Source organism: Shewanella sp. HL-SH4, from assembly GCF_051164845.1.
Classification (GTDB): Bacteria; Pseudomonadota; Gammaproteobacteria; order Enterobacterales; family Shewanellaceae; genus Shewanella; species Shewanella glacialimarina.
Genome location: NZ_CP195037.1, coordinates 83,127 through 95,547, shown reverse-complemented (window position 1 = coordinate 95,547; position 12,421 = coordinate 83,127). Strand labels below are relative to the sequence as shown.

General features: G+C 39.0%; 8 protein-coding genes and 5 tRNA genes. 4 read left to right on the top strand and 9 right to left on the bottom strand.

Annotated elements, in window-relative coordinates:
* Positions 1–75 precede the first annotated feature (75 nt).
* From ACRWQL_RS01420 to ACRWQL_RS01395, 6 genes are all read right to left on the bottom strand, one after another.
* Entirely contained in the window at positions 76–1,974 is a 1,899-nt protein-coding gene (locus ACRWQL_RS01420) for an EAL domain-containing protein (protein WP_434951898.1), read from the bottom strand.
* Between the two features lie 248 nt (positions 1,975–2,222).
* Positions 2,223–2,298 (bottom strand) — tRNA-Asn (locus tag ACRWQL_RS01415).
* Between the two features lie 37 nt (positions 2,299–2,335).
* Positions 2,336–2,411 (bottom strand) — tRNA-Asn (locus ACRWQL_RS01410).
* 20 nt (positions 2,412–2,431) lie between these two features.
* Positions 2,432–2,507, bottom strand: a tRNA-Asn gene (locus ACRWQL_RS01405).
* 21 nt (positions 2,508–2,528) lie between these two features.
* A tRNA-Asn gene (locus tag ACRWQL_RS01400) sits at positions 2,529–2,604 on the bottom strand.
* Positions 2,605–2,636: 32 nt separating this feature from the next.
* Positions 2,637–2,712 (bottom strand) — tRNA-Asn (locus tag ACRWQL_RS01395).
* Between the two features lie 1,022 nt (positions 2,713–3,734).
* Between ACRWQL_RS01395 and uvrB the strand changes: the two genes are divergently transcribed.
* Positions 3,735–5,753, top strand: a complete 2,019-nt coding sequence (uvrB, locus tag ACRWQL_RS01390) for an excinuclease ABC subunit UvrB (RefSeq protein ID WP_434951896.1) — start codon at positions 3,735–3,737, stop codon at positions 5,751–5,753.
* 78 nt (positions 5,754–5,831) lie between these two features.
* On the opposite strand, the gene asnS is transcribed toward uvrB, so the two are convergent.
* Positions 5,832–7,232: an asparagine--tRNA ligase gene (gene asnS / locus ACRWQL_RS01385; RefSeq protein WP_434926110.1), complete on the bottom strand. Its 1,401-nt coding sequence runs from the start codon at positions 7,230–7,232 to the stop codon at positions 5,832–5,834.
* 237 nt (positions 7,233–7,469) lie between these two features.
* Here asnS and ACRWQL_RS01380 point away from each other — a divergent pair, with 237 nt between their 5' ends.
* A complete protein-coding gene (locus ACRWQL_RS01380) occupies positions 7,470–7,805 on the top strand; it encodes a hypothetical protein (RefSeq protein WP_226409919.1) in 336 nt (111 codons plus the stop codon).
* Here the strand turns inward: ACRWQL_RS01380 and ACRWQL_RS01375 are convergent.
* Complete coding sequence (locus ACRWQL_RS01375; protein ID WP_434951894.1) at positions 7,798–8,388, bottom strand: CoA pyrophosphatase; 591 nt, start codon at positions 8,386–8,388, stop codon at positions 7,798–7,800. The two genes, ACRWQL_RS01380 and ACRWQL_RS01375, sit on opposite strands and share 8 nt — an antisense overlap.
* A 192-nt stretch (positions 8,389–8,580) precedes the next feature.
* On the opposite strand from ACRWQL_RS01375, the gene ACRWQL_RS01370 reads away from it, so the two are divergent.
* Complete coding sequence (locus tag ACRWQL_RS01370; protein ID WP_434931912.1) at positions 8,581–9,477, top strand: DMT family transporter; 897 nt, start codon at positions 8,581–8,583, stop codon at positions 9,475–9,477.
* A gap of 376 nt (positions 9,478–9,853) precedes the next feature.
* On the opposite strand, the gene ACRWQL_RS01365 is transcribed toward ACRWQL_RS01370, so the two are convergent.
* Positions 9,854–11,263 carry an anti-phage deoxyguanosine triphosphatase gene (locus ACRWQL_RS01365; RefSeq protein ID WP_434926113.1) on the bottom strand — a complete coding sequence of 470 codons (1,410 nt, stop codon included), beginning with the start codon at positions 11,261–11,263 and terminating at the stop codon, positions 9,854–9,856.
* 254 nt (positions 11,264–11,517) lie between these two features.
* Between ACRWQL_RS01365 and ACRWQL_RS01360 the strand changes: the two genes are divergently transcribed.
* Positions 11,518–12,183, top strand: a complete 666-nt coding sequence (locus tag ACRWQL_RS01360; protein WP_434951892.1) for an SDR family oxidoreductase — start codon at positions 11,518–11,520, stop codon at positions 12,181–12,183.
* Positions 12,184–12,421: the final 238 nt, after the last annotated feature.

Here is a 12,421-nt window from a genome sequence, read left to right as displayed (position 1 = left end):
CAAGGTTAACGAGATAATCATTAACCTTGATAAAAAATGTTCATTTTGCTTGCCAGAAAATGAATTAATAGCCTATTAATCAGTGTTGATAACGCTATCTGGTTTGGCAATATAGTATCCTTGCAGGCCATCGACTAATAACTTCTCTAGGGTTAGCTTTTCATCTTGACGTTCAACCCCTGTCGCTAAAACCAAAATATTAAGACGCTTTGCTATATCGACAATCATTCGAACAAAAAATTTATTGTTATTGTCTGATTCAATCGAATTACTGTAGCTATTATCCAATTTAATGTAATCAGGGCGAACCTCTCTGAAAAACTTAAACGAGGTAAAACCTAAACCAAATCGCTCGACAGCAACTTTTGCACCTACTTTATGTATTTCTGATACAAAATTAAAACTTGCCGCTAAATTAGTTTGCATACCAGACTCATTGACCTCGAAGACTAATCTAGATGCTTCTGTACGATGGTGAGTTAATACCTCTTTTAACCAGTAAACAAAAACTGCTTGCAAGGCTGATGTTGCACTGATATTGACACCCAACATGCCAGTCAATAATGGGTTTTCTTTCATCAATTGTAAGGTACTGGTAATAATCATTTTATCTAATTCAATACTCAGGCCATATCGCTCTGACATCGCAATAACTGATGCTGTAGGTAAATGTTTACCCTCAGCATTGTAAAATCTTGCGAGTAATTCACGATATAAGTCGTTGTCGGTATTACAGGGTAAAATGGGTTGTTGGAAAAACTTTATTCCCCTACGATTAATAATATCGTTGATGGTGATTTTCCAATGTTCATCTCCAAATGTTTCATTACCGTCAAATTTCTCTAAATAGTGATAACGATTGGGTCCTAAGGTTTGCGCAATACTGACCGCTGAATCTGTCATCGCGAGTAAAGTGATCGGATCATTGTCAGACATATAGGGTACAACTCCGATGTGAGCAACTGAATCTTGTTGAGTACTTTGAGTATAGTCATCGAGTTGTTGTTTAAGTTTTTCGATGTAATTAATGCTTTCTTTTATGGAAACACCATCCAAAAAAACCGCAAAATCGCTACTTGATATTCTAAAATGTTCTGGTTTTGCCTGTCTTGGGGCTGCATTACGTATACAGTCTGATAATTTTGCTAAATAATTATCGCCAGCAATCCGTCCATATAATTGATTCACATTGGTTAATTCAGATGCTTTGACGACAACTAAAGTACCAAAAAGATTTTTTTGTGACTGTGTTATTTTTTCTAAATATGCGTTGAATCTATGACGGGTTGAGAAACCAGTAATTGGGTCTTGATAGGCCTCTTTTGTGAGTTTTTCATTGTCAACTCTAATGATCTCTAAACTTTCTTTTAGTTTGGAACGGCACTTTTCTAATGCATTACCAAGAGGTTTTAATACGCCCCTAAGGCGTGACATTTCTACCGCCTGAAAAGAAAGTGTGGAAATGTTATCAATATATTGTGCCGCATACTTGATTCGACGTTTATGCACTAAAATGAGTATGGTGAATAACAGCATCAGAATCACGTAGGCCAAAATTAATAGCTGAGTGACTTGTTCAAGTTTGTACAGACTGGTTTCTATTGCTGCAATAGGGTTTAGTTTCACTTGCATACGGCCATCAGGAAAAGTAAAGCTATATCCAAGGTCGATATTAAATACGGTATCTGCAAACGATTGGTCTGTTTTTGCTAGCGAACCATAAGTAAAGTTATGGATGCTATCGGAGTTATGCACATATTGGAAAAACTGGAAGTCATAGTCTCTGCTGAATGTTTTAAATAAATCATCACCATTTCCAGTCCAATAACTGTATTTCTCAATATATTCGGCAAAATGTTGTCGTGCAGCATCGCCTTGTATTCGGACCTGGTTGTTTTCAATGGTATAAATTTGATAAAAGAGCAAGCCGAAGACGATTAACAGTACCAGATGAAAGGATTTTGATAAGCCCATAACATATCCATTTTATAAAAGTGATCCTTTATTAACTAACACTAAAGGCAGAGCAATATTTAAACAAGTTAAGCTTTTGAGTTTTCTTGTAAGTCCTATAAACGGGGTCATTAAAAGGATGTGAAGGATAACAGGATTATACAGCTGAAAACATTAGCCTGAATAGACTATATTTTAGCAGTTATTTAAATATTTGCTTAATACTAATAGGGGGGGTGAATAACAAGTTTTAATAAGAAATTGATGTATGGCTCCCCAGACTGGACTCGAACCAGTGACATACGGATTAACAGTCCGCCGTTCTACCAACTGAACTACTGGGGAATTGAGGATACTTATTTTTGATTGCTATTAGTTTTGATGGCTCCCCAGACTGGACTCGAACCAGTGACATACGGATTAACAGTCCGCCGTTCTACCAACTGAACTACTGGGGAATTGATCAAATACTTTTAAGTGGCTCCCCAGACTGGACTCGAACCAGTGACATACGGATTAACAGTCCGCCGTTCTACCAACTGAACTACTGGGGAATACTTAAATGTGACATTATATGGCTCCCCAGACTGGACTTGAACCAGTGACATACGGATTAACAGTCCGCCGTTCTACCGACTGAACTACTGGGGAATTATATAATATTACCCTAACAATTTTACTAATGGCTCCCCAGACTGGACTTGAACCAGTGACATACGGATTAACAGTCCGCCGTTCTACCGACTGAACTACTGGGGAATCGTTTTAGCAATGTATTGCTGAGAACGGAGCGCATAGTAAAACGCCTAGTAGCATGAGTCAACTCGAGTTATAAAAAAAAGTGCAATTAACTTGTTAACTGCTCATGTAATGTGCATCGTGCACGACTTTTCAGCACTTATTGTCAAATTTGGTAGTTTTTAGTGGGTAGCAATTATTAGCTGATAATAATATTTTATCTAATATGGTGATACTTCACTCAAGTAAATGAAGTAATTGCATTTTTAGTCGTGTTAGAGAAATCGCATCAATTTTTTATTAGTTCTGTAAAATCAACAATTAGGTTAATAGCACTACTTAGCCAACATTTTTTGTGGGTATAGTAAGTACACAGTAATTTTCTAATGCAAGACTTTAGATTATATTGAATTTGAAGTAACCACTATTTTTTGGGAGAGTTCCTTTGCTAGTATGCTTGATGTGGTTTAGGCATGTTATTGGACAATGCAAAAAGAAAGGGACAATGCTGTTGTGTTCATGGCAAGGTGAGATTAGCTTTCAAATGTAATAAACTTTCATCAAGCCAAGATGACACTTTAATGAATTGACCATAACGTCAACCCCGCACCCTGACTGAGGTTGTATGAGTTATCCACTAAATCTGTGGATAAGCTTGTGGGTTACTCTGTTTTGTTGCCTGCAAACGCTGATTAAGCCTCAGTTCAACTTAAAATGGTAGATTTATTTAGCAAGTGATTAAGTAACTGTTTTTTATACAGTAAAAAAATGCAACATGTTTCTTTATCACGACATATTCACTGTTGCAAAAATGTAATCAGTTTCAAACAAGCATTGTGCATTAAATTGCAGTTTTCACTGCGGTTTAGCTTAGTAATTGAGCTGTTTACTGGCAAATTAGATCCTGTTTAATTATTTCATCATTTGATCGTTAAATCGTCATACATTAATTTTTTTCGTTTACAACGCCATAAAATATTATCTAGGGTTAATGGCTATTTTTTATTATGATAATGGCGACATTTAATCATTAGAGAACCTGCGTGCCAGAAAAGATTTTTCGTTTAGCCTCTCAATATACCCCGGCTGGTGATCAGCCAACCGCAATCGCGCAATTGGTCGAAGGGATACGCAATGGTATTGCCAGTCAAACCTTGCTAGGTGTTACAGGATCGGGGAAAACCTATACCATTGCCAATGTTATTGAGACTATGGGACGTCCAACGATTATTATGGCGCCTAACAAAACCCTTGCAGCTCAGCTTTATGGTGAGATGAAAGAGTTCTTCCCCGATAACGCGGTTGAATATTTTGTATCTTACTATGATTATTACCAGCCTGAAGCTTATGTCCCCGCGTCAAACACCTTTATTGAAAAAGATGCATCGGTCAATGCTCATATCGAACAAATGCGACTATCAGCGACTAAAGCACTTTTAGAGCGTAAAGATGTGGTATTAATTGCCTCTGTTTCAGCCATTTATGGTTTAGGCGATCCAGATTCTTACTTGAAAATGCTATTACATCTGCGCCAAGGCGATTTTATGGGGCAGCGTGACATATTGATCCGGCTAAGTGAATTGCAGTACAAGCGTAATGATATTGAACTTCAGCGTGGTACATACCGGGTTCGTGGTGAAGTGATTGACATATTTCCTGCTGATTCTGAAAGAGATGCAATTCGAATTGAGCTGTTTGACGACGAAATAGAACGATTAAGTGAGTTTGACCCGTTAACCGGACACATTATTAAGCGTATTGTTAGAACGACTATTTATCCTAAAACCCATTATGTGACTCCGAAATCAAAGATTTTGGCCGCAACTGAATTCATCAAAGAAGAACTGCGCGAGAGACGAGAATATTTACTCGAGAACAACAAGTTAATTGAGGCTCAGCGGATCACTGAGCGAGTGCAGTACGATGTTGAAATGATGGTGGAGCTTGGATATTGCTCTGGCATTGAAAATTATTCACGCTACCTATCTGGTAGGGCTCCAGGAGAAGGGCCGCCAACACTATTGGATTATTTACCTGCAGACGGTTTGCTTATCATCGATGAGTCCCATGTCACCGTGCCACAAATTGGCGCTATGTATAAGGGTGACCGAAGCCGGAAAACTAATTTAGTCGACTATGGGTTTCGACTGCCTTCGGCATTAGATAACCGACCATTAAAATTTGAAGAATTTGAAAACTTGATGCCACAAACCATTTTTGTGTCAGCTACCCCAAGTCAATATGAGTTGGATAAAAGTGAAGGTGAAATTGCCGAACAGGTTGTTAGGCCAACGGGTTTACTTGATCCTGTTATTGAAGTCAGGCCTGTTGGAATACAAGTTGATGATTTATTGTCTGAAATTCATAAAAGAGTCGCGGTTAATGAACGTATTTTAGTGACCACGTTAACCAAAAAAATGAGTGAAGACTTAACTGATTATTTAGATGAACATGGGGTTAAAGTTCGCTATTTACACTCAGACATTGACACTGTCGAGCGGATGGAAATCATTCGTGATCTTCGCTTAGGACATTTTGATGTACTTGTTGGGATTAACTTATTACGTGAAGGTCTAGATTTACCTGAAGTCTCCTTAGTATGCATTTTAGATGCGGATAAAGAAGGTTTTTTACGTTCAGAGCGCTCATTGATCCAATCCATCGGTCGGGCCGCCCGCAATATTAACGGTAAAGTGATCTTATATGCAGACAGGATCACTAACTCAATGGCTAAGGCTATGGGAGAGACGGATAGACGCCGTGAGAAGCAGCGACTGCATAATGAAATAAATGGGATTACCCCAAGAGGTGTGGTTAAAAATATCACAGATGTGATGGATATGGGGGACAGTAAGCAAGACAAGCGAGCAAATAAAAACACTCTATATGATAAAGTGGCTGAGCCTCATACCCAATATTCCAGCATTGCAGATTTGAGCCATCAAATTGATCGACTTGAAAAACAGATGCATGAACATGCAAAAAATCTCGAGTTTGAACAGGCCGCCGCCGTTCGTGATGAGGTTAAGCAATTAAGAGATCAATTAATTTTAACATCTTAGCATTATCAAACTGAGCTAATTAAATTCAAAACATAAAAAAACGCGCTATAACAGCGCGTTTTTTATGACCAATAAGTGTTAGAAACTTGCTGAACGTGGTGCGCGAGGAAATGGGATAACATCACGAATGTTGTTAACACCAGTCACATATGACACTAAACGCTCAAAGCCTAAACCAAAACCTGCATGGGGTACTGTGCCATAACGGCGTAAGTCACGATACCACCAGTAATCCTCTTGGCTTAACTCCATTTCAGCTAAGCGAGCATCAAGTACGTCTAAACGCTCTTCACGTTGTGCTCCACCAATGATCTCACCAATTCCTGGTGCTAATACGTCCATTGCGGCAACTGTCTTACCGTCATCGTTTAAGCGCATGTAGAAAGCTTTAATGTCTTTAGGGTAGTTTTTCACGACAACTGGCGCTTTAAAGTGTTCTTCAGCTAAATAACGCTCGTGTTCAGACTGTAAATCGATACCCCATTCCACATCGAACTCAAACTGTTTACCGCAGTTTTTAAGAATTTCAACCGCATCGGTGTAATCGACTTGGGCGAAATCACTGTTAACAAATGACTGTAAACGTTCAATAACGGTTTTATCAACTCGCTCATTAAAGAAATTCAAGTCGTCCATGCGCTCTTCAAGTACAGCTTTAAATGCAAATTTAAGCATTTTTTCAGCTAGTTCAGCAGCATCATCTAAGGTCGCAAATGCTACTTCAGGTTCAACCATCCAGAATTCGGCAAGGTGGCGAGTAGTGTTTGAGTTTTCTGCACGAAAAGTTGGGCCAAAGGTATACACTTTAGACAGTGCACAAGCATAAGTTTCAGCATTTAGTTGACCTGATACGGTTAAGAATGATTCTTTACCGAAAAAATCTTTATCGTAATCAACTTTACCCTCAGCTGTGCGAGGTAGATTTTCCATGTCTAATGTCGACACGCGGAACATCTCCCCGGCGCCTTCACAATCAGATGCGGTAATTAGCGGGGTAGAGACCCAGATAAAGCCTTCTTCATTGTAGAAACGATGGATAGCTTGGGATAAACAGTTACGTACACGAGCAACAGCACCAATAATATTGGTACGTGGACGTAGATGTGCAAGCTCACGTAAATGCTCAATCGAGTGACGTTTCGCAGACATTGGGTAAGTATCAGGGTCATCAACAAAACCTGTGACTAATAACTCAGACACTTGTAATTCAAATGCTTGACCCGCACCCGGAGAGGCTACCACTTCACCGGTCATGACGACAGAACAGCCAGCAGTCAATTTCAATACATCGTCATTGTAATTGGCTAGGCTGTTTGGCACGACGCCTTGAATTGGGTCAAAACATGAGCCGTCATACACGGCCAAGAAAGAGATACCAGCTTTTGAATCGCGACGAGTTCTCACCCAGCCACGTACAGTGACTTGCGAACCAACGACGTGTTCACCTTTAAATACAGAAGCGACAGATGCAATGCTCATTGTTGCTTTATTCTCCAACATTAAAATAGTAAGTAATTTTGCCTTTATCTTACCTTTATGGTGGCTTTTCTCAAGCTGAAAACGCTATTCTAGGGATATTATTGTGATAGTGTTAATTCACAGGTTTAAATACTAGCTGAAATTAACGTATATTTCTGTTTGTCGCTGAATATGAGTTATTTAGCTTCTCAGATTTAGTTTGAATTAATGGTTTTTTAAAGTCGCTAAGGAAATAGCATGTCGCGGTTAGGTGTATTACAAGTCATATTAACCATATTATCTTTGTTAGGGTGGAGTTTGGCCATCTATGCATTACTTATTTACGGTGAGGCAAGACCTGATCGTGCGGTAGGTTATTTCTTATCACAAGGTGTTGAGGTACGTTTTGATTGGGATGCCGCTTTAACGGTAAAATTAGAATATATTATTTGGTGGTGTGCGGGGGTAAGTTTACTCAACCTGCTGGTTAACTTTTACGCAAAAACGACTACTCGAATGGGAGTCTGGTTTAATATTCCCTTGTTATTATTAGTGTCCCTATCTGCTGGTTTATATATTCGCTTTGTTATTTGATTAAGCCATAGTTGTCAATATGTCGACACAATAGGTCAATCATCGCAGCCGTCACGCCCCAAATAAATTTATCCTCAAACGGCATATAGTGCACTTCATAGCACTTGCCTTTGCGCCAGTGTTGGCCTAAATGACGATTACTCGTTTGTTTAAAGTAATTAAGTGGCACCCTAAAGCAGCTGGCTACTTCACCAGGATCAATTGTTAGCTTAAAAGGTTGTTTGATAATGCCAACAATTGGCGTGATTTCAAATCCGGTGAATGTTTTGTGCGGTGGAAATGAGCCTATCACATCGACGTTGGTTTTTAGCAAACCAATCTCTTCTTGTGCTTCACGAAGTGCGGTATCAATTGCATTACGATCACTTTGCTCAAATTTTCCGCCTGGAAAACTTATTTGACCAGGATGGTGACGAAGATGCATCGCGCGTTTAGTTAAGATGAGATATAGCTCACCGCCAATCTGCTGAATAGGGATAAGCACAGCGGCTTCTCTGCCAGGATAATGTGCTGGTGCAGAGGTAATGCTATTGGCTGAAAGAGCTTGCAGTTGAAAGCGTATCAAAAATTCATTTAATTGCATGGTGAGTGATTAATTCCGATGAAGCTTATCAATAAAATGGCTTAGCAAACTTGTTAATAATTAGGCTAACCTAGCTCGCGTAGATTAAAAAGCTTTATCTGTTTTTTATGTTAGAAGGATAAATTAGCAGGCTATCTTGTAGTCAGTTAACAACTTGAGTAATCTTGTTTTCTTTTTTCCGGTGAAATAACTGTGATTGCTAATTTATTATTATTATTAACAGCAGCTGTTTGGGGCTTTGGATTTGTTGCGCAATCTTTGGGGATGGATCATTTAGCGCCCTTTATGTTCAATAGTTTACGATTTTTTATTGGTGCTCTGAGTTTATTGCCATTGATCTGGTATTTCGCCAATAAAAAAACCTTACTAGTTGGCCAAAAGAAATCACTTTTGATAGCGTCAATTAGTGCTGGCTCGGTATTGTTTATTGCCGCGTCATTGCAACAAGTGGGGTTACAGTATACATCCGCGGCTAATGCTGGATTTATCACAGGGTTATATATCGTAATAGTGCCAGTGCTTGGACTTATTCTTAAACATCAAACCGGTGTTAATACATGGATTGGCTGTGCAATTGCTGTGGTGGGATTATATTTTTTAAGCATCAAAGATGACATGCGCATCGGCTATGGTGACTTATTGCAATTAATTGGCGCTGTATTTTGGGCGATACATATCCTGATCATCGACCACTTTGCCAAAAAACACTCACCGATATTATTGTCGCATTTACAATTTATTTTCTGTGGCTTATTAAGTATTACGGTCTCTATGATGATTGAAACGACTGTGGTTGCTAATATTGGATTAGCCTGGGCCGCACTAGCGTATTCAGGGATTATTTCAGTGGGCGTGGGTTATACTTTACAAGTTGTCGCACAAAAAAATGCCCATCCAGCGCATGTTGCCATTATTCTCAGTTTAGAGACTGTGTTTGCAGCAATTGGTGGCATTGTTATTCTGGGTGAAACCTTAGATGCTAGGGCATTACTCGGGTGTGGATTAATGCTGATGGGCATTTTAGTCTCACAAATACCATTACGCTATTTTGTCAAATCTTGGGGTCAACAAAAACACCCTACAGTATAAGCAGATTGAGCTTTAGTTAACCTCAACTCGGGTTAAGAGATGGGCTCAATAAGCTGAATTCAACAGATTTAGCTTATTTTGTAGCAAACTTGCTATTTGTTTTGAAAACAAGGCGCATTAACACGTCAATAGCTGGCCTATTGCACGTACTCTTGTGAAAAAAATAACGCAGTTAGCAAGACAAAGGGCTGTTTGGTAAGCGTTTATTATCCCGAGCTGAGGTTAGCCATATTTATCCTATTTTCTAGGTCGCTGAGTGTTGTAATCAACATTGCATTAGGGCCTAGCCATACCTATAAAAGTATTTATCGCCCTATATGCTAAAGTTAAAAGGTTAGCGAATAGGGCGTGACGTTTAAGCTATACATTAATATGGTTAAGGTTCTCGGCTGAGATCTAGCATTCCTGACGCTTGGCCACCAAATAATTGTTGATGTAATCTTGCTGCGAAGCCATCAGTCATGCCAGATATATAATCCGCCATCACCCTCATCGGATTGTTATCTGCTTGGGCAGCTTTAGTCCAACGTTCACCGGTATTTAAAGGCAGTAATCGTTCGGGATCGGATGCAAATGCTTCAAACAACTCCATTACAATTTGTTGGCCTTTGTACTCGAGCATTTGAATTTCAGGTTTGCGTATAACAAATTTAAACACAAACTGTTTTAAGACATTTAAAGCTAGTGCAAAATCTGTTTCTAGTTCTGCATTGTATTTTAATAAATGTTCATCAAATTCAGGCTTAATTTGTATATTGATTGCGGTGACAAATGCATTTACGAGAGTGCCTATAGCGTCTTTACGTAAGTGATGTTGGTGAGAAAATAGTTTATTACCAATAGTGATAAATTCCTTTTTAAGCCAATTGTCTTCAATACCTTGCAGTTGACTCATGACATCTTGTTGCCATTGGCTGGCACTCACAATACCCATGACAATGGCATCTTCAAGATCATGTATCGCATAGGCTATATCGTCAGCTAACTCCATAATAGAGCAATCGAGTGATTTAAACTTTGTTTTTAAGTGTGGGTAATCAGGATGAATCAGACTTTGCTCACTGGACAGAAACAATTGTTGATCATGTTCGGTCAAGCTAGACAGTACCCAATCGAGTATCGGTTTATCGTCATCAAAAATGCCCTTAACTGGCGGCCATTGTGATGGTTTTAACTGGCGATGATGTTTAACCTCAGCTTGATGAGTATCGATTCTTAACTGAGAGTAGGGTGCAGGATATTTCAGTACACCTAATAGGGTTCTGCGGGTTAAATTCATACCAGTATCAGGCGTATAAGGTTCAAGTCGGGTTAATATTCTAAAGGTTTGACCATTGCCCTCAAAGCCACCGTGATCACGCATCATATAGTGTAATGCGACTTCGCCACCGTGACCAAATGGAGGATGACCAATATCATGTGCTAGGCACAGTGACTCAATTAAGCTCATTGAATTAAGTAAATATTTAAGATTCGGATACTTACGTCTTAGTTGGGCAGCAATACCGGTTCCAATTTGAGATACCTCAAGTGAGTGTGTAAGACGAGTACGATAAAAATCGTTCATGCCAATCCCTAATACTTGGGTTTTCGCCTGTAAACGTCTAAATGCAGCTGAGTGAAGAATACGGGCTCGGTCTCGCTGAAAAGGGCTGCGGTGATCGTTTCTACGTTGCTTGTCTTCACCGAGTATACGTTGATGCCATATATTTTCATGGGCTTTAATATCATTAGGCAGAGTTAGGCTAGCTAATGCTTTGGATGATGTGTTTGACAATGATGACATAGCCCTGTGTCCTTATGCATTAATATTAATAATAGGTTTAAACATACTGTCGTTAAGGTACTAGAGTTGGCTGAAAGTCTCTATAAAATAATATCCTGATTTAACATTACTCTGCCCATTAGTATCTTGCTATGCTATTCAGCAGTTTTATTGAACTAAGATATGTAGTTAGCTGCTACTCTGGATAAAGAGTGAGTGAGGCTACAATCTGTTGAATCATCATTTACGTTAACCAACAATAATAGGAAAATGGAATGAGTAAAAATGTGGTCATCACTGGCGCAAATCGTGGCATAGGTTTAGCGTTTGCACAGGGTTTTAAAGATTTAGGTTTTAATGTGTATGCTATATGCCGTCAATCATCCGATAAATTAGCTGCATTATCGGTTAATGTCATAACCGGGGTTGATGTCGCAACCGCTTCAGGTATCACTGCAATGGTAAACGGCTTGCGGGGTATTCATATTGATATATTAGTCTGTAACGCGGGCATATTACGTGATGAAAGTCTGTTTGATTTAAATATAAGTAGCATTAGAGAACAGTTTGAAGTGAATGCACTAGCACCACTATTAATTGTGAATACTTTACAAGATCAATTAAGTCATGGAAGTAAAGTGGCGATGATCACCTCAAGAATGGGATCTATTGCAGACAATGGTTCAGGTGGACGCTATGGATATAGGATGTCTAAAGCAGCGTTAAATGCTGCTGCAATGTCACTGAGTATTGATTTGGCCGAAAGACATATCGCTGTGGGTATTTACCATCCAGGATATGTGCAAACAGATATGGTTAATCATAATGGCGATATTTCAGCAACAGAATCCGCCGGCCGACTAATCAAATTAATTAATAAACTTGATCTAAGCCAAACAGGGGTGTTTAAACATGCAAATGGTCAAGTTTTACCTTGGTAAATGGTTACTTTTTTGATGTGAAGACAAAAGGGCGGCCGATGGAGTAGTTCATAGTGCTGATAGTACTATCTACTTCATACCTTGTCGTAAAGGGTATGTTCAAACAAAAATCTATCTAGGTATCTTGTGTCGATATAATTCATCTAAAACTTGATATAAATCATCATGACTTTATTTTTTAGCTAAATTTTTGATTATACGAGATTTTATACTGTTAATGCAGTGATTTTATTTGATG

Excerpts from the sequence above, each read along its gene's own strand:
- ACRWQL_RS01420 (WP_434951898.1), bottom strand. The coding sequence starts at position 1,974 with ATGGGCTTATCAAAATCCTTTCATCTGGTACTGTTAATCGTCTTCGGC.
- asnS (WP_434926110.1), bottom strand. The coding sequence starts at position 7,232 with ATGAGCATTGCATCTGTCGCTTCTGTATTTAAAGGTGAACACGTCGTT.
- ACRWQL_RS01380 (WP_226409919.1), top strand. The coding sequence starts at position 7,470 with ATGTCGCGGTTAGGTGTATTACAAGTCATATTAACCATATTATCTTTG.
- ACRWQL_RS01375 (WP_434951894.1), bottom strand. The coding sequence starts at position 8,388 with ATGCAATTAAATGAATTTTTGATACGCTTTCAACTGCAAGCTCTTTCA.
- ACRWQL_RS01365 (WP_434926113.1), bottom strand. The coding sequence starts at position 11,263 with ATGTCATCATTGTCAAACACATCATCCAAAGCATTAGCTAGCCTAACT.
- ACRWQL_RS01360 (WP_434951892.1), top strand. The coding sequence starts at position 11,518 with ATGAGTAAAAATGTGGTCATCACTGGCGCAAATCGTGGCATAGGTTTA.